The following is an 18,158-nucleotide window of genomic DNA, read 5'->3' on the forward strand; positions in this document are numbered from 1 at the left end:
TCTTTAATAATGCACAGGATAATGAAGATAAACAATTTCTGAAATAACTTCTTAAGATCATCCGCCTAAAACAACGAAAATACGTTAAAATTGTCGTTTGCTTGTCTGGTTTGGAAATTTGCATGAATGCATCGCAACGTTTATCTACTTATTGGGTCACCTGTGCTGATGGTTTGGAGCTCTTGCTTGAAGAGGAAATCGCACAACTCGGTGCGTCAAATGTAGAACGCAAACCAGGCCGGTTAGTTTTTCAAGGTTCTCTGGAGACTGCTTACCGTATCTGTATGTGGTCACGTCTGGCCTCACGCGTATTGTTACCCATTCATACCCAGGAAATCGAGTTTAGTCATGATGCCCGCGATGTGGCTGAAGAACTGTATGATGGTGCGCTTAGCTTTGACTGGTCACTTATTTTTGCACCTCAAAGTACTTTTGCTATCCGTCTGCACGTAGAGCGTGATATTAAGGTCAATACCCAGTTTGCCACCTTACGTGTTAAGGATGGTGTAGTCGATGCCTTTATGGAAGCAGTAGGCCGCCGTCCTAGTATTGATACTAAGCAACCGGAAATTACCTTATACGTATTGGCTGGTAAAACTGAACATACTTATTGTCTGGATTTATCCGGAGATTCCCTGCATAAACGCGGCTATCGTCGCTATATGACCGATGCACCGATTAAAGAGAATCTGGCAGCAGCAATATTACACAAGGCTGGTATTGAAAAAAGAAAGCCGGATATTATTTTAGATCCAATGTGCGGTTCAGGTACGTTTATTATTGAGTCTCTCATGATTCTGACTGACCGGGCTCCGGGCCTGGTACGCCGTTTTGGCTTTAATGGCTGGCATGGTCATGACCGTGAATTATGGATGTCACTTAAAGCCGAAGCAGTAGAACGCCACGAGCAGGCACTTGAACAGCCTTTACCTAAATTTTATGCTTTTGATGCGGACTGGGAAGCGGTTAAAGCTACCCGCCAGAATATTGCTGCCGCCGGATTCGAGAAACAGCTGGAACAGATTCAGGTAGAAGAACGTACACTTGCTGACTGGCCTGAATTCGATGCAGCTGAAAAAACTGCATTTATTGTCACCAATCCCCCATATGGCGAACGTTTAGGCGAGAAAGCTTCTAACCGGGCACTTTATCTCGGTTTATCTGGCCAGTTACAGAAACACTTTCCTAACCAGTATGCAGCAGTAATTGCAGCACAAGTAGAACAGGCAGATGTTCTGGCATTTGAGCATCCTGAAACTCTACGCCTGATGAATGGTAAGCTGCCAATTTATATTCGTTTTGGAACGATCAAACCTGCATCCGATAACGTACCTTTCTTAGAAAAATGGCAGCCTCAAAATGTAGAAATTGAAGGTGCTCAAGATTTTGCTAATCGATTGCAAAAAAATATGCAAACCTTGAAAAAATGGGCAACCAAGGATCGTGTGTTCTGCCTGCGTCTTTATGATGCAGATCTGCCTGATTTTAACGTTGCAGTTGACTTGTACGGTGACCGTTTGCATGTGCAGGAATATGCTCCACCAAAAACGATTGATCCGGAAAAAGCCAAGAAACGTTTTAATTTGGCACTTGCCGCTATCCGGACAGTGACGGGCCTGGGGCGTGATGCGATATTTATTAAAACCCGTGCCCGTCAAGCAGGTAAAGCACAGTATGAAAAGCAGAGTACGGCGTCCAAACGGTTTATTGTTCAGGAAGGACAAGCCAGAATTTTAGTGAACCTGACAGATTATCTAGATACCGGACTGTTTCTCGACCACCGTCAAATGCGCCTACGTATTGCACGTGAGGCTAAAGGTAAACACTTCCTGAATCTGTACAGTTATACTTCTACAGCCAGCCTGCATGCTGCACTCGGCGGGGCAGCCAGTACAACCAGTGTAGACCTGTCAAATACCTACTTAAACTGGTCTAAAGAAAATTTTGTTTTAAACGGCTTAACTGTTGACCATCCTGACCAGCAGCACCAGTTCTTTGCCAGTGACTGTTTTGAGTGGCTTAAAGAAGGCCATGAACAGTATGATATGATTTTTATTGATCCGCCCACTTTCTCAAACTCGAAAAAGTTCTACGGAACCTTTGATGTACAACGTGACCATGTTTCATTACTTAAACGTGCCATGAACCGTCTCACAACCGAAGGTACGCTTTATTTTTCAAATAATTACCGCGGTTTCGAGATGGATGAAGAAATTGAAGCCATGTTTGATATTGAAGAAATCACTCAGGAGACTATCGGGCCGGATTTCAAACGCAATCAGAAAATCCACCGTGCCTGGAAAATCCAGCATTATCCAGTAAATTAAATTTTATCTAGATAAAGTTATGTATAAAATAAAAAAGCCCACATTTAATGTGGGCTTTTTTATACAAATTTAGTTAAGTTTGAGCTTATCAAACTCAAGATGACCATGTTCCCCTTTGATCAAAATATTATCTCCAGCCTGGAATTCACCAGAGAGAATTTTTTGTGCCAAAGTATTTTCTACCTGTGACTGGATAGCACGTTTCAATGGACGCGCGCCATACACCGGGTCGAAACCTGCATCAATTAACAGATCAAAGGCTGTATCATCTATTGTCAAGCTCATATCGCGTTCAGCTAAACGTGAACGTAGACGTTCCAGTTGAATGTCAGCAATACCACGAATCTGTGATTTTTTCAGTGAATGGAAAATCACCAGCTCATCGATCCGGTTAATAAACTCCGGACGGAAATGATGGCTTACTGCATTCATAACCACAGAACGCATTTCTTCATCACTGGCGCCTTCACCCAGTTCCCGAACATCTTGTGAGCCCAGATTCGAAGTCATTACAATGACAGTATTTTTAAAGTCAATCACTCGTCCTTGCGAGTCAGTCAGTCGGCCATCGTCCAGTACCTGTAATAAAATATTAAAGACATCTGGATGAGCCTTCTCGACTTCATCAAACAGAATAACACTATAAGGCTTACGGCGTACTGCTTCAGTCAATACCCCCCCTTCTTCATAACCTACGTAACCTGGAGGTGCGCCTACCAAGCGGCTGACTGAATGTTTTTCCATAAACTCAGACATATCAATCCGGATCATGGCATCGTCACTATCAAACAAGAAATTCGCTAAAGCTTTAGTTAATTCTGTTTTACCTACACCCGTTGGGCCAAGGAACAGGAATGATCCGCTTGGACGGTTTGGATCTGACAATCCGGCACGTGAGCGACGAACAGCATTAGATACCGCAACTACAGCTTCATCCTGCCCAACTACGCGATTATGCAAAAATTCTTCCATATGCAGCAGTTTTTCACGCTCACCTTGCAGCATTTTCGCGACAGGAATACCTGTAGCAGCACTGACGACTTCTGCAATCTCATTATCAGTCACTTTATTACGCAGCAATTTAGGCTCTTCGTGGTCTTCAATCACTTCGTCCTGCTCAAGCTGTTTTTGCAATTCCGGAATAACACCATATTGTAAACGGCTGGCTTCAGCCCAGTCTCCTTCACGTTGGGCTTTTTCTAAAGCAACCCGAGCCTGATCCAGCTCCACCTGTGCTTTTTTGGTTCCCTCTACCAGCGTTTTTTCAGCCTTCCATACTTCTTCAAGATCGTTATATTCTTTCTGAACTTCTTCAATCTGTTTTTCCAGATAGTTGACTTCGGACTTACTTCCAGCATCTTCATCTTTCTTAACGGCTTCAAGCTGCATTTTCAGTTGAATCAGGCGACGGTCCAGCTTATCCAAAGCTTCAGGCTTAGAGTCCAGCTCCATTTTAATTCGTGAAGCTGCCTCATCAATCAGGTCAATGGCTTTATCCGGCAGCTGCCGGTCAGTAATATAACGATGCGACATTTTCGCTGCAGCAATAATCGCCGAGTCTAAAATTTTGACACCGTGATGCACTTCATAACGTTCTTTTAAACCACGCAAAATTGCGATGGTATCTTCTACACTTGGTTCATCTACAAGAACTTTCTGAAAGCGACGTTCAAGTGCCGCATCTTTCTCAATATACTGACGGTATTCATCGAGTGTAGTAGCACCCACACAACGCAGCTCACCACGAGCTAGAGCAGGTTTGAGCATATTACCTGCATCCATGGCGCCATCGGTTTTACCTGCACCTACCAGTGTATGTAACTCGTCAATAAACAGGATCACCCGACCCTCTTGTTTAGCCAGGTCATTTAAAACCGCTTTCAGGCGCTCTTCAAATTCACCACGATATTTTGCACCAGCCAGAAGTGAACCCAAGTCTAAAGACAGTACCTGTTTATCTTTCAAGCTTTCTGGGACTTCACCGTTTACAATACGCTGAGCCAAGCCCTCTACAATGGCTGTCTTACCTACTCCGGGTTCACCGATCAGTACCGGGTTATTTTTGGTACGTCGTGACAAGACCTGAATCGTACGACGAATCTCATCATCACGGCCAATAACCGGATCAAGTTTTCCGGCCAGTGCACGTTCAGTGAGGTTAATGGTATATTTATTTAATGAGTCGCGTTGTTCTTCATGATTATTACTCATGACTTTCTCACTACCTCGAATTTTTTCAATTACAGGGCGTAGCGTCTCTGCAGTTACGCCCACGCCGTTTAAAATAGTTTTACTATTTCCTGACTCTGCTAGTGCCAGCATGACCCAATCGGTAGATATAAATTCATCTCCTGCCTTTTGTGCATAACGGTCAGCCAGATTTAATATTTTTACAGCATCAGGATTTAAATTAATATCTCCAGTAGGGTTAGATAACACTGGCGCATCATTGAAGGCTTTTTCAAGCCGTTGCTGTAGTTCACGAAGATTGGCACCTGCCTGTTGTAGCAAACTTAAGTTGGAAGGTTCCTCAATTAAAGTTGCCAAAATATGGATACTGTCAATTGCAGTATGATCTTTACCCATTGCTAGAGACTGGGCATCAGATAGAGCCTGTTGTAACCGGTTAGTAAATTTTTCGAATCGCATTCTTGTTATTCCTCACAACAATTCTGTACTTGAGTAATAGATGGGAACACTTTTGTAAAATTCAAACAGAATTATGTATATTTTTCAAAAGCTTATTAAAACAAAAACATTAGATTTCAGTTATAATATGAGCTCACATCATGAAGGTTTCAAGTATAGGGAGTTCTTTTTCATAAAAATAAACAATAAAAAAATGCCGGTAAAAACCGGCATGCTGATTCAGGCAGTCTAGACTGCTTAAACCGTTTCAATAATTTCATAATCGTGAGTAATTTCTACGCCGCCGTCGGAAAGCATTTTACTGGCAGAACAGTATTTTTCAGCAGAAAGCTCAACTGCCTTGGCAACCTGTTTTTCTTTTATATCTTTACCTGTCACAACAAAGTGCAGATGAATTTTGGTAAACACAGCAGGAATGGTATCAGCACGTTCAGCTTTAAGCTGGCACACCACGTCCTGAATATCTTGGCGAGATTTTTTCAGAATCGTCACAATATCAAATGAAGCACATCCACCCAATCCCATCAGGATAAGTTCCATCGGGCGCGGTCCACGGTTCTCTCCACCATATTCCGCTGACCCATCCATGACGACACTATGACCACTTTCAGATTTAGCTTCGAAAGCAATATTCTCTAGCCAATGAACACTTGTTTGCATTGCAACTACCTAAAAAAAGCTATAAATTTACCAAGTACCTGTACACTAACATAAAACGAGTTGATAAGGAATTTCATCTCTGCTGTGTGACAAGTTCATCTTAGGTCTTGTGCGATCTTCTTATTATCCCCTTCGGAACTCTAGGCATGAATTCTAATTTTTCACAACTCAGTACTGACGCCCTTTCTCCAGGTCAACTACCTGAATCAGTGAAAGCACTACTAAAACGAGCAAAAATTAACAGATTTCCAAAACGTACTACCATTATTGATGCCGGTACAGAATCCAAATCTTTATATCTCATCCTTAAAGGTTCTGTTTCTATTGTACTGCGCGAAGATGATGACCGTGAAATTGTGGTAGCCTATTTAAATCCAGGTGACTTTTTCGGAGAAATGGGGCTTTTTGAAGCCAATCCACAACGTACAGCTGAGGTTCGTACCCGGGAGATGTGTGAAATTGCAGAAATTAGTTATGAGAATTTTCATGAACTGAGTAAACAATTTCCCGATTTAAGCTATGCAGTATTTGCCCAGCTCGTACGCCGCCTGAAAAACACTACACGTAAAGTAACTGATCTGGCTTTTATTGATGTGTCTGGACGAATTGCGCGCTGCCTGATTGATTTAGCATCTCAGCCTGAGGCCATGATTTTACCTAATGGCCGCCAGATCCGTATTACCCGTCAGGAAATCGGCCGTATTGTGGGCTGCTCACGTGAAATGGTTGGCCGTGTCCTCAAAACTCTTGAGGAGCAAGGTATGATTGAAACAGAAGGTAAAGCGATACTGATCTTTGATAGTTCACTTGAACAGAATAATGAATCATCTGCCTCAGATTTTGATACTGAAGATGAAGAATAAACTCTAGTTTTTATCTATTGAATTAAAGGCAAATCTTCGGATTTGCCTTTTTCTTGGTAAATATTCTATGAGCTATTCTCATACTATCGGCCAGTTAGTTATCTATTTCTCATTATTGTGTCGAGTACTATTTTTTCATCCAGAATTTATAGATCAGGCAACGCTTAACTAACCTTAAGACCAAGTGGGCTATCTCTATACCTTGTATTATGCTAATAACAGACTTTTAAAGGGATCATTATGAAATTTCATCCACTTGCCCAGACAGGGATTAAATTACCAGAAATCTGCCTAGGTACCATGACTTTTGGTGAGCAGAATACCCAGTCCGAAGCTTTCCAACAGTTGGCATATGCTTTAAAACAAGGTCTGTACTTCTGGGATACTGCAGAAATGTATCCGGTTCCGCCTAAACCAGAAACCCAAGGTGCCACTGAACGTATTATTGGTAACTGGATTTCCCAGCATGGCGGCCGTGATAAATTATTCTTGGCTTCTAAAATTGCAGGCCCTTCTCAAGGCGGTAGTCATATTCGTGATGGTAATACCCGTTTTATTGCTTCAGACATTTCTACTGCACTAGACCAATCCCTACAAAGATTACAAACTGATTATATTGATCTGTACCAATTACACTGGCCACAGCGTCCGACCAATTTTTTTGGTCAACTTGGTTATAGTAACCAGCATGTAGAACTATCTAATCAGGTTACTCCACTAGAAGAGACACTTACTGCCTTAAATGATGAAATTAAGAAAGGTCGTATCCGCTATATTGGCCTTTCCAATGAAACCCCATGGGGGACCATGAAATTTTTACAATTAGCGGAAAAAATGGGACTAGAAAAATTTGTAAGTATCCAAAATCCCTATAATTTATTAAATCGCACTTATGAAATTGGCATGGCAGAGATTGCCCAATATGAAGGTGTCGGCTTACTGGCTTACTCCCCACTGGCATTCGGTTATCTGACTGGCAAATTCCGCAATGGTGCACGACCTGCAAATGCACGGGTAACACTCTACTCGCGTTTTTCACGCTACTCTAACCTGCAATCCGAGTGGGCCACCGAACAGTATGCTTTGCTTGCAGAAAAGCATGGATTAACATTAACCCAGCTAGCACTGGCATTTATTAAGCAGCAGTTCTTTGTGACCTCAACAATTATTGGCGCAACCAATTTGGATCAGCTTAAAGAAAATATAGATGCCTTTAAAATAGATTTGAGTCCAGAAATTCTGAAAGGTATAGAAGAAATTCATAAGCAGCAACCTAACCCGGCACCTTAACTCAGCCCAATAAAAAAAAGGATGCCGTGGCATCCTTTTTATAAAATCAATTTTATTTACGCTGATTATAAATTGCCTGTGCTGCTGGCAGATTCTTACGCATTGCAGCAATACGCTCACCATTTGATGGGTGCGTCGATAACCATGAAGAGCCACCTGCCCCTTCCAGCTTGTTCATTTTTTCCCATAAAGTAATTGCAGCTTGCGGATTATAGCCAGCACGTGCCATTAATATTAAGCCACCCTGATCAGCACGGCTTTCCAGACTGCGTGAATAGGGTAAACCTACGCCTACCTGAGCACCCAAGTCAAGCGCTGCTGAACCTAGGCTTCCAATAGCATCACCCGCATAAGCCTTGCCTACATTTAATGCCAAACCAGTTAAAGCCTGTGCACCAATCTTGCTTTTAGCATGCTCTTCAAGGGCATGGACCATTTCATGACCCATAACTGCAGCAATTTCTGCATCAGTCAGGTTAAGCTTGTTGACAATACCGGTATAGACCACCACCTTACCGCCTGGTGCAACATAGGCATTAATCTGGTCAGATTTCAAAACAGTTAGCTGCCAATCAAATTTCACACCAGTCTGGTTCATCTGGTCAGCATACGGACGCAAACGGTTAAATACAGTATTTACACGACGGTAAGTACTTGAAGACGTATCTAGCTGATTCTTAGCACGTGCTTCCTGCACCATTTGATTATAGCTTTGTGCGGCTGTTGCATTTAGGGTCGCAGTATCTGCGCCGGCAAAATCAGCAAGTGTGCTACATCCTGATAATGTCACTGCACCAGCAGCAAAAAAGCTGAGTAGAATTTTGTTGTTCATTATAATGCTCTCCACATGGATGACACGGTCATCCTCAATATAAACAGATGCATTATATTGAAAGCGTCATCACCTTAAAATATATAAACGCTTCATAATCATAGGATTTATGTAATTAGTATTTTTTGATTATAAAGGTATTCTTTAGAGCCAATGACTAAGCGCATCAGTGTTTAAACTGCTTAAGGCATGATGTTTTCGTTAATATCACTCATGTCTTGGTTTACAAAATGAGCTTATTGCTTGTTTTCCATTATTTCCTATTATTCTCAAGATCTATCTCAAATAAACCAGTTCATCTTAACCGGATAGAATTATTAGAGAAAACTGATAAGAATCCATGATACTAAACACACCAGATCCAGTACAAAATAAAAGTGGGCAATTGGCTCAATCTTGTCCTCAATATCAACTTTTTTTCGTTTCCATAATATGTAAAAATTCTGAATCAGGATGAGAGGCGCAATGATCGCAGCCAATACAAAAGATAAAGCCAGTAAAGTTGTCCAGTGTTGTTCAAGAGCACCATTAGTCTGTATGTAAATCATCCACATCGCTAATGTGGGTGCGCCTCCAATGGCAAAAAGCAATGAGTAAAACATGGTTTTAGACGTGTTACTTTGCATTTTCTTTCCTGAACATATTCAACTAAAAATTTTAAAAGGCAGATTAATCAGCCTGTACATTTTTTACAGCACGACTTTAGTCGGTGAGTAGCTTGGTGTGCATAAAAAAGCCCCGCTGAAGCGAGGCTTTTAACCGTTTATTATTTAGGCATCAAACGGATGGCGCAATACAATAGTTTCTGCACGGTCCGGACCAGTTGAAATGATGTCGATTGGACATTCAATCAATTGCTCAAGACGTTTTACATAGTTCAATGCAGCTTGTGGCAACTGATCCAGTGATTTCGCACCAAAAGTTGACTCAGACCAGCCTGGCATAGTTTCGTAAATCGGTTTTAAAGTTTCGAATGCAAGCGCATCAGAAGAACCAACACAACCAGAATCTGCAGCTTCATAGCCTACACAGATTTTCACTTCTTCCAAACCGTCAAGAACGTCAAGTTTAGTCAGGCAAATACCAGAAAGTGAGTTTACATCAACTGAACGGCGCAGAATTTCAGCATCGAACCAGCCACAACGACGTTGACGACCAGTAGAGGCACCAAATTCATTACCAATCGTACCTAGGTGTTTACCAATTGCATCACCTGTGTCATTTGCAGCGTCATACACCAGCTCAGTTGGGAATGGGCCTGCACCTACACGCGTTGTGTACGCTTTGGTAATACCCAGTACATAATCAAGATGCAATGGACCTAGACCTGAACCAGAGCTTACACCACCAGCAGTTGTATTCGAAGAAGTTACATACGGGTATGTACCGTGATCAACGTCAAGAAGTGAACCTTGCGCGCCTTCGAACATGATGTTGTCACCGTTTTTACGGTAGTTATGCAATTCAGTAGTTACGTCCACAACCAGTGGAGCAACAACCTTACGCCATTCATCACACAGTGCCAGCACATCTTCCAGTTTAACTGCTTCAACACCGTAGTATTGAGTCAACTGGAAGTTATGGTAGTCCAGAAGTTCAGTCAGCTGAGCTGTAAGATGTTCACCACCACGTACTAGGTCAGCAACGCGGATGGCACGACGTGCAACCTTGTCTTCATACGCAGGTCCAATACCGCGACCAGTCGTGCCAATTTTAGCATTACCGCGTTTTTTCTCACGTGCCTGGTCAAGTGCAATATGGTTAGGCAAAATAAGTGGGCAGTTAGGAGAAATACGCAGGCGCTCTTTTACCGGTACACCTTCTTTTTCCAGAATACTCATTTCTTCAATTAGTGCTGCTGGAGAAAGCACAACACCATTGCCAATCAGGCACAGAACATTTTCACGCAAGATTCCTGATGGAATGAGGTGTAAAACAGTCTTTTTACCACCGACCACTAGTGTATGGCCCGCATTGTGTCCACCCTGATAGCGAACAACTGCAGCCGCCTGATCAGTGAGCAGATCGACGATTTTACCTTTACCTTCGTCGCCCCATTGGGTACCAAGTACCACAACATTCTTGCCCATAATAGCCTCATTACATCATGCTGTTAAAATTGAAAACCAGTTCGAATGACATGAACATTCAAACAGGCGATTAAATTTTTTCGAGATTCCAGTGACCTGCAACTTGCACTAACTGGTGTGTTGCATTCGGTACAGAACTCAAGTCATCTTGTCCAAGCAGCTGAACTACACTTAGCCCTTCAGTACGTAACCGCTCAATCATCTTTAACAAGTCGGTATCGGTACCTTTAGGGGCAACAACAATACTTAACTCATTAAACTGGCCTGCACTTAAAGCATATAAGTCACAGCTAAAACCAGTTGCAGGGCGCGCCCGTCCGAAATGCTCACCAATACCATCATAACGGCCACCCTGTGCCAGTGGTGCTGCACGATTTGGCGCATACACGGCATACATCAGACCAGTATGATAATGGTAAGAACGCAGTTCGACTACGTCGATACCGATATGCAGGTTCGGCCAGCGTGCCTGAATTTCAGACTGCGTCGTTTTCACTGCATCAAATGCCTGTTTAAAGGCTGCATTCTTTAAAATTTCAGCACTTAAATTTGCTTCTAAAGCACCCAGATCACTGGCATAGCGTCCAAGTACATAGAAATCTGAACCAAAATGAAGTGTTTGGGTAAATTCTGCCAGCTCTGGTAGAGCTTTACGCTGGTATAAATCCGAAAGTTGGTGTTCAGTAGCTTTATTTAAGCCTGCCTGTTTTACCAGACTACGGAACAGTCCTACATGGCCCAGATCCAGGTGAATACCATCAGTCAGGTCAGCTTTCTGAATCAGGCTGATCATCAGGTCAACCATTTCAACATCAGCATCTATACTTTCTGAACCAAAAAGCTCGGCACCCAGTTGCAGCGGTGCACGGGTGGCACTAAAACCCTGAGGTTTAGTATGCAAGACAGTACCTGCGTAGCAATAACGAGCCACACCTTCTACCGGACGCACATGTGCATCAATACGAGCCACTTGCGGAGTCATGTCTGCACGTATACCCAGTAACCGGCCTGTTAACTGGTCAATTACCTTAAAAGTGGCAAGGTCCAGGTCTTGATTTGCTTCTGAAAGAGAAGATAGAGATTCGATATATTCTATAAAAGGTGTATAGACTAACTGATAACCTCGTGAGACGAGGAAATCTAAAGCTTTACGGCGCAGTTTTTCAATTATTTGCGCTTGTTCTGGCAATACATCAGCTACACCATCAGGTAATAACCATGTCTCTGAAATGGGCATGCGGTAAACCTAAATTCTTGTCAGCGCGGAAATGATCCGCATAAAAAAATCGGGAACACACCCGATTTCTCCTATCTTAGCACGATCATTTCAGTCATGCACCAGAGTTTTTCAGTTTTATAAAAGCTTTCTAAGCTTGGCCTAATTTTTATGTTTAATGAAATAAAACAGAGACTTTTACCGAGCTTTTACTCTACTGTCTAAACTTTTCATACAGAGAGCAGCTACACTTTATATTTTGTATCAGACTTCAAAGCACAAAATGAATTTTTGAAAATTCAAAATTATAAAGCCAGTTTTAAATATAAATTATCAATTTTACTCTTTTATTTTAGTTCAGTCTTTCCAAGCAAAGCCTGGTATTTTTTAAGCAAAATCACCAACTCTGCATTTTGTTGTTCGAGCGTATTTAGTTTAGTTACGGTCTGGCTAAGAATTTCACTATCAGTATGTACACTTTTAACCAGTTCCTGCATGATTTCTAGCGTACGTTTCAGATTCCCTTCCAGAAGAACAATTTTTTCTTCCAGATGGTGTTGTTGATCCAAGTCCGTTTCCATATTCTGCTCTTTGCGAAAGTTTAGCCAGAACAGAAAAATGACCGCAATTATTAATACAGCAATAAAAGCCCACATCAGTAAAAACATCGTATTATCCCCAAGAAAAAGTTAAAAACCGTGTTGTAAATATTTTGCGGGTTGTCCTTCTCAATTCATCCTATATATCGGTTATTCAAAAGACTGGCATAAATCCAGCAAACGGTTGGCATATCCCCACTCGTTATCATACCAGGCAAATACTTTGGCCTGGTGCCCGACCACCAGAGTCTGTGATAGATCGACAATTAATGAATAAGGTGAATGGTTAAAATCACTTGACACCAGAGGCTCATCGGTCACCGCCATAATCTGGGCATAATCATATTGCGCGGATTTGATTAATACTTCATTAATTTTATGTACTGTAATAGGCGTATGCGAAATAAAGGTCAGATCAATAGCCGCGACATTAATTGTAGGTACACGAATCGAATAGCCCTCAATCCGGTTTTCCATTTTGGGCATAACCCGTTTTAAGGCCCCCAATGCACTAGATGTAGTAGGAATAATATTCTGACCTGATGCCCGGGCACGACGCAGATCGCGATGAGCTTTATCCAGTACGGTCTGGTCTGCAGTGACGGCATGAATCTCGGTCATCATCGCTGTATCTATGCCAAATGCGTCATCAATAATCTTGACGAGTGGTACTAAAGCCTGGGTGGTACAAGACACGCTAGAGATAATCTGGTCACTGGCTTTAATTTCATGGTGATTCACCCCATATACAATTGCAGCATCCACCGTGTCAAAAGGTGCAGCACCTATAATAACGCGTTTCGCACCAGCCTTAATATGTCGGGTAGCCGCCTCACGTGAACGGAATAGTCCGGTACATTCCAGTACAACATCAATATTAAGCTGCTGCCATGGAAGCGCTGCCGGTTCCGCGATATTTAATACACGCACATTAAGTGTTTTTGTACCAGCAGAAATATTTAGCACAATCTGTTCATTTTTCTGTGATATTTCTACATTCCCAGCAAAACGGCCGTGAGTAGTATCATACCTGAACAGATGAACCAGAGTTTCTACATCAGCAATATCGTTAATGGCTACAATATCAAAATTAAAGGCTTTCGGGTTTTCAAACCAGGCACGCAGTACATTTCGACCGATACGTCCAAAACCATTGATGGCCACTCGCTGCATGACAGATCCTTGTTTTACCCAGTAAAAGAACGATGCCTATGTTAAAACATCCAGCTTGTACTTGGACACAGCATTTTTGAATAATCCTGGTTTTATCGCTATTTTGATGGTAAAAGCGTTGGTGCCCCTTATATTTTCCGGTATAATTTGGCGTTTTTTTAAAGTTTTACCTTTACATCAATCACTAAGCTGTCACCTTTTGACCTTAGAATTAGATGTACCTAACCAAATTAAGACTAAGGAGTGACTTGGTTGTGAGTACTCGTTTTATGACATCAGCTGAAATTCGTGAAGCATTTTTGCGTTACTTTGAATCGCAAGGGCATACACGTGTCGCGTCAAGTTCACTAGTACCCGCCAATGATCCTACCCTGCTTTTCACCAACGCAGGCATGAACCAGTTTAAAGACTGCTTTTTAGGTGCGGAAAAACGCGATTATGTACGAGCAGTCTCTAGCCAGAAATGTGTACGTGCTGGCGGTAAACATAATGACCTCGACAATGTAGGCTACACAGCCCGCCACCATACTTTCTTTGAAATGCTGGGTAACTTTTCTTTTGGTGATTATTTTAAGCGTGATGCCATCAAGTTTGCCTGGGAATTCTTAACCAGCGAGCAATGGCTGGCACTTCCTAAAGACCGTTTATATGCAACGGTCTATCATACTGATGATGAAGCTTTTGATATCTGGAACAAGGAAATTGGTCTGGATGCCGAGCGCATTATCCGTATTGGTGATAACAAAGGTGAAAAATACGCTTCGGATAATTTCTGGGCAATGGGTGATACAGGTCCATGTGGTCCATGTTCTGAAATTTTCTATGACCACGGTGACCATATTTGGGGCGGCCTGCCAGGCACTCCTGAAGAAGATGGTGATCGCTTTATTGAAATATGGAACAACGTTTTCATGCAGTTTAACCGTACTGCTGACGGAGTTTTACATGCACTTCCGGCACCTTCTGTGGATACCGGTATGGGACTCGAACGTATTTCCGCAGTTTTACAGCATGTTAATTCAAACTATGAAATTGACCTGTTTCAGCACTTACTTAAAGCTGCTGCCGAAATTATTGGTGTAGATACCGCTTCACTTGAAGCCGAAGCTAAAGAAAAAAATACACCTGTTCAGTACCCGGCTTCTTTAAAAGTAGTTGCAGATCATGCCCGCTCTTGCTGTTTCCTGATTGCTGACGGCGTTAACCCGTCTAATGAAGGCCGTGGTTATGTTCTTCGCCGTATTATCCGTCGTGCTGTACGTCATGGAAACAAACTCGGCGCAACAGGTACATTCTTCTATAAAATGCTACAGCCGCTAATTGAAGTAATGGGTACAGCTTATCCGGAACTTGAAGCCAATAAAGCACGTATCGAAGCTGCACTGATCAAAGAAGAAGAGCAATTTGCAAAAACACTCGAGCAAGGTTTAAAACTTCTTGAAGGTGAATTGACTCAGCTAAAAGGCTCAATAATTCCAGGCGAAATTGTATTTAAACTTTACGATACTTATGGCTTCCCGATTGACTTGACAGCGGATATCGCACGTGAACGTGACTTGAGTATTGATGAGGCAGGTTTTGAAAAAGAAATGGCTGCCCAGCGTCAACGTGCGCGTGAAGCAGGCAAGTTTGCAGTGGACTATAATAGCATTGTTAAAGTTGAAGATGAAACCGAGTTCAGTGGCTATGATGCCACTGAAGGTCAGGGTCAGATTATTGCCATCTATAAAGATGGGACTCTAGTCGATGAAGTCACTGAAGGGGACGAAGCTTTAATCGTATTAAACCAGACGCCATTTTATGCAGAAAGTGGCGGCCAGATTGGTGATACAGGTATCTTCAAAAATGAAACAGGTATTTTTGAAGTTCAGGACACTAAAAAATCTGGCAATGCTTTTGTTCACCAGGGCATCGTGACGATGGGTAACCTAAAAGTTACTCAAAATGTAGAGGCAACCGTGAAAGCAGAACTTCGTGCAGCAACTGCGCGTAATCACTCAGCAACACATTTGTTGCATGCTGCGCTTCGCCAAATTCTGGGTTCGCATGTACAGCAAAAAGGCTCTCTGGTTGCTTCCGACATTTTGCGTTTTGACTTTGCCAATGACCAGCCTGTCACTTTCGAGCAGCTTCAACAAATCGAACGTCTTGTTAATGCTGAGGTTATTGCAAATACTGCTGTGACTACCGAACTGCTGGATATTGAAACTGCCAAAACCAAAGGTGCAATGATGCTGTTTGGCGAGAAATATGGCAGCGAAGTGCGTGTGTTATCTATGGGTTCGATTATTGAAGAGAAAAACTTCTCGGTTGAGCTCTGTGGTGGTATTCATGTTAAACGTACAGGTGATATTGGTCTATTTAAAATCACTTCTGAAAGTGGTGTGGCCGCAGGTATTCGACGTATTGAAGCAGTGACAGGTATGAAAGCGCTTGAGCTGGTTCAAAAGGCAGATTCTGATATTCATCAGATTAACAGCTTGTTAAAAGCACAAAAAGATCAAACTGTAGAGCGTGTTCAAACTGCGGTTGAAAATGTATCCGCATTACAGAAGCAGATTGAACAGCTCAACCAAAAGTTGGCAAACTTCCAGGCAGCTGAACTTTTAAGCCAAGTTCAGACTGTGGCAGGTCGTTCTACACTGATCACCACTGTTCAGGGTATGGATGCGAAATCTCTTCGTAACCTGCACGACAGTACCAAGTCTAAACTAGACCATGCAGTGATTGTACTTGCAGGTGTAGACGGCGACAAAGTCAGCCTGATTGCATCTGTAGCAAAAGACTTCACTTCATCTATCAAGGCAGGTGACATCATTAAACATCTTGCAACTGAACTCGGTGGCAAAGGTGGAGGTAAACCTGACTTGGCACAAGGTGGCGCGCCACTTAACGAGAAGTTTGAACAGGTCATGGCAGATTTAACTGCTTGGCTTGAAGCAAAATAAACTTCACTTTTTGTGTAACTGACCCTGATCGGTGAAATCGGGGTCATGGCTTATATGGAACAACTATGGCATTAATCGTTCAAAAATATGGCGGTACTTCTATGGGTACCCCCGAGCGCATTTTAAATGTTGCTCGTCGTGTGAAGCGCTGGCATGAGCACGGCCACAAGGTAGTGGTAGTAGTGTCAGCAATGAGTGGTGAAACCAACCGCTTACTTGCTCTCGCGAAAGCCATTACCGAAAATCCTGACCCACGCGAACTTGACCAGATGGTTTCTACGGGTGAACAGGTAACGATTTCCATGTTAGCAATGGCGCTGAACTCTATTGGCGTTGACGCTAAATCATTGACCGGACGCCAGGTTGGCATTAAAACCGATAGCGCATTCACCAAGGCACGTATCGAATCAATTGACACTGACGTTATGACCCAACACCTCGATGCAGGTCGTGTGATCGTGGTTGCCGGCTTTCAGGGTGTAGACGAATTGGGCAATACCACAACGCTTGGTCGTGGCGGCTCAGATACAACTGGTGTTGCACTTGCTGCAGCACTAAAAGCAGATGAATGCCAGATTTACACCGATGTTGATGGTGTCTATACCACTGATCCCCGTGTTGCTCCAAAAGCTAAAAAAATTGACCGTATTTCTTTTGAAGAAATGCTGGAAATGGCCTCTCTTGGTTCAAAAGTACTGCAAATCCGCTCTGTAGAATTTGCAGGTAAATATCAGGTTCCTTTGCGCGTATTATCAAGTTTTGACAATGACGAAGATGGCGCATTTGACGAAGAATTCAAAAAGAACGTGGGCACACTCATCACTACAGAAGCGGAAGATAACATGGAACAGCCAATCATCTCAGGTATCGCGTTTAACCGTGACGAAGCAAAACTGACTATTCTAGGGGTTCCTGACGAGCCAGGTATTGCATCTAAAATTCTGTCTCCGATTGGTGCAGCCAATATCGAAGTCGACATGATTATCCAGAATGTTGAAGAAGATGGAACTACGGATTTCACCTTCACTGTTAACCGTGGTGAGCTGGCTAAAGCAAAAGCTATTCTTGAAGAAACAGCTAAAGCGATTGGTGCGCGTGAAGTTGCTACTCGTGATGATATCGTCAAAGTTTCTATTGTCGGTGTTGGCATGCGTTCCCATGCAGGCGTGGCAAGCAAAATGTTTACTGGCCTGGCTGAAGAAGGCATCAATATTCTGATGATTTCTACATCTGAAATTAAGATCTCTGTCATCATTGAAGAGAACTATCTGGAGCTGGCTGTACGCTCTTTACACACTACGTTTGGTCTAGACCGCGAGCATGGTGAATCCAGCGTTCGCGCTTAAGTGCCTTTTCTGAAAGAACAATAGTTATACTGTTCTTTCAGAGAATAAGAATAAAAAATCAAAGCCACTATAGTTTTTTCTATAGTGGCTCTGTTATATTACCGATTAAGGTTATTGGAAAATTTTAGTAGAATTTATTCAGCTACCTAATTTGTCATATAATCC

At 42.5% G+C, this 18,158-nt stretch carries 13 protein-coding genes; 5 read left to right on the plus strand and 8 right to left on the minus strand.

The window, feature by feature from the left end; genetic code table 11:
• Positions 1-122 precede the first annotated feature (122 nt).
• Entirely contained in the window at positions 123-2,327 is a 2,205-nt protein-coding gene (gene rlmKL / locus N518_RS0105500) for a bifunctional 23S rRNA (guanine(2069)-N(7))-methyltransferase RlmK/23S rRNA (guanine(2445)-N(2))-methyltransferase RlmL (RefSeq protein ID WP_005025394.1), read from the plus strand.
• A gap of 69 nt (positions 2,328-2,396) precedes the next feature.
• Here the strand turns inward: rlmKL and clpB are convergent, their stop codons facing one another.
• Positions 2,397-4,976 (minus strand): ATP-dependent chaperone ClpB, encoded by a 2,580-nt coding sequence (gene clpB / locus N518_RS0105505; protein ID WP_005025391.1) that lies wholly within the window; start codon positions 4,974-4,976, stop codon positions 2,397-2,399.
• 237 nt (positions 4,977-5,213) lie between these two features.
• Positions 5,214-5,636: an OsmC family protein gene (locus N518_RS0105515; RefSeq protein ID WP_026444044.1), complete on the minus strand. Its 423-nt coding sequence runs from the start codon at positions 5,634-5,636 to the stop codon at positions 5,214-5,216.
• Between the two features lie 146 nt (positions 5,637-5,782).
• On the opposite strand from N518_RS0105515, the gene crp reads away from it, so the two are divergent.
• Both crp and N518_RS0105525 read left to right on the plus strand, forming a co-directional pair.
• Positions 5,783-6,499, plus strand: coding sequence for a cAMP-activated global transcriptional regulator CRP (gene crp, locus N518_RS0105520; RefSeq protein ID WP_005014956.1), 717 nt, complete (start codon positions 5,783-5,785; stop codon positions 6,497-6,499).
• 240 nt (positions 6,500-6,739) lie between these two features.
• The gene (locus N518_RS0105525; protein ID WP_026444045.1) at positions 6,740-7,789 is read left to right on the plus strand and encodes an NADP(H)-dependent aldo-keto reductase; all 1,050 of its coding nucleotides are present in this window, start codon (positions 6,740-6,742) and stop codon (positions 7,787-7,789) included.
• 52 nt (positions 7,790-7,841) lie between these two features.
• Here N518_RS0105525 and N518_RS0105530 read toward each other — a convergent pair whose 3' ends face one another.
• The 6 genes from N518_RS0105530 to N518_RS0105555 form a co-directional block, all read right to left on the minus strand.
• Positions 7,842-8,621 carry a M48 family metallopeptidase gene (locus N518_RS0105530; RefSeq protein ID WP_005014959.1) on the minus strand — a complete coding sequence of 260 codons (780 nt, stop codon included), beginning with the start codon at positions 8,619-8,621 and terminating at the stop codon, positions 7,842-7,844.
• 317 nt (positions 8,622-8,938) lie between these two features.
• Positions 8,939-9,247, minus strand: coding sequence for a phosphoethanolamine transferase domain-containing protein (locus tag N518_RS0105535; RefSeq protein ID WP_005014961.1), 309 nt, complete (start codon positions 9,245-9,247; stop codon positions 8,939-8,941).
• Between the two features lie 144 nt (positions 9,248-9,391).
• A complete protein-coding gene (locus N518_RS0105540; protein WP_005025384.1) occupies positions 9,392-10,711 on the minus strand; it encodes an adenylosuccinate synthase in 1,320 nt (439 codons plus the stop codon).
• 70 nt (positions 10,712-10,781) lie between these two features.
• Positions 10,782-11,948 carry an ATP phosphoribosyltransferase regulatory subunit gene (locus N518_RS0105545; protein WP_005014965.1) on the minus strand — a complete coding sequence of 389 codons (1,167 nt, stop codon included), beginning with the start codon at positions 11,946-11,948 and terminating at the stop codon, positions 10,782-10,784.
• Positions 11,949-12,274: 326 nt separating this feature from the next.
• Entirely contained in the window at positions 12,275-12,595 is a 321-nt protein-coding gene (locus tag N518_RS0105550) for a hypothetical protein (RefSeq protein WP_017401276.1), read from the minus strand.
• An 81-nt stretch (positions 12,596-12,676) separates the two neighbouring features.
• Positions 12,677-13,699 carry a type I glyceraldehyde-3-phosphate dehydrogenase gene (locus N518_RS0105555; RefSeq protein ID WP_005405494.1) on the minus strand — a complete coding sequence of 341 codons (1,023 nt, stop codon included), beginning with the start codon at positions 13,697-13,699 and terminating at the stop codon, positions 12,677-12,679.
• A gap of 254 nt (positions 13,700-13,953) precedes the next feature.
• Between N518_RS0105555 and alaS the strand changes: the two genes are divergently transcribed.
• Together alaS and N518_RS0105565 are read left to right on the plus strand one after the other, a co-directional pair.
• Entirely contained in the window at positions 13,954-16,647 is a 2,694-nt protein-coding gene (gene alaS, locus N518_RS0105560; protein ID WP_171057118.1) for an alanine--tRNA ligase, read from the plus strand.
• Between the two features lie 65 nt (positions 16,648-16,712).
• Entirely contained in the window at positions 16,713-17,993 is a 1,281-nt protein-coding gene (locus N518_RS0105565) for an aspartate kinase (protein ID WP_005014971.1), read from the plus strand.
• Positions 17,994-18,158: the final 165 nt, after the last annotated feature.

The sequence above is a fragment of the Acinetobacter sp. UNC436CL71CviS28 genome (assembly GCF_000620525.1).
GTDB classification, from domain to species: domain Bacteria; phylum Pseudomonadota; class Gammaproteobacteria; order Pseudomonadales; family Moraxellaceae; genus Acinetobacter; species Acinetobacter radioresistens.

Excerpts from the sequence above, each read along its gene's own strand:
- N518_RS0105540 (WP_005025384.1), bottom strand. The coding sequence starts at position 10,711 with ATGGGCAAGAATGTTGTGGTACTTGGTACCCAATGGGGCGACGAAGGT.
- rlmKL (WP_005025394.1), top strand. The coding sequence starts at position 123 with ATGAATGCATCGCAACGTTTATCTACTTATTGGGTCACCTGTGCTGAT.
- N518_RS0105515 (WP_026444044.1), bottom strand. The coding sequence starts at position 5,636 with ATGCAAACAAGTGTTCATTGGCTAGAGAATATTGCTTTCGAAGCTAAA.
- N518_RS0105545 (WP_005014965.1), bottom strand. The coding sequence starts at position 11,948 with ATGCCCATTTCAGAGACATGGTTATTACCTGATGGTGTAGCTGATGTA.
- clpB (WP_005025391.1), bottom strand. The coding sequence starts at position 4,976 with ATGCGATTCGAAAAATTTACTAACCGGTTACAACAGGCTCTATCTGAT.
- N518_RS0105565 (WP_005014971.1), top strand. The coding sequence starts at position 16,713 with ATGGCATTAATCGTTCAAAAATATGGCGGTACTTCTATGGGTACCCCC.
- N518_RS0105550 (WP_017401276.1), bottom strand. The coding sequence starts at position 12,595 with ATGTTTTTACTGATGTGGGCTTTTATTGCTGTATTAATAATTGCGGTC.
- N518_RS0105555 (WP_005405494.1), bottom strand. The coding sequence starts at position 13,699 with ATGCAGCGAGTGGCCATCAATGGTTTTGGACGTATCGGTCGAAATGTA.
- N518_RS0105525 (WP_026444045.1), top strand. The coding sequence starts at position 6,740 with ATGAAATTTCATCCACTTGCCCAGACAGGGATTAAATTACCAGAAATC.
- N518_RS0105530 (WP_005014959.1), bottom strand. The coding sequence starts at position 8,621 with ATGAACAACAAAATTCTACTCAGCTTTTTTGCTGCTGGTGCAGTGACA.
- crp (WP_005014956.1), top strand. The coding sequence starts at position 5,783 with ATGAATTCTAATTTTTCACAACTCAGTACTGACGCCCTTTCTCCAGGT.
- N518_RS0105535 (WP_005014961.1), bottom strand. The coding sequence starts at position 9,247 with ATGCAAAGTAACACGTCTAAAACCATGTTTTACTCATTGCTTTTTGCC.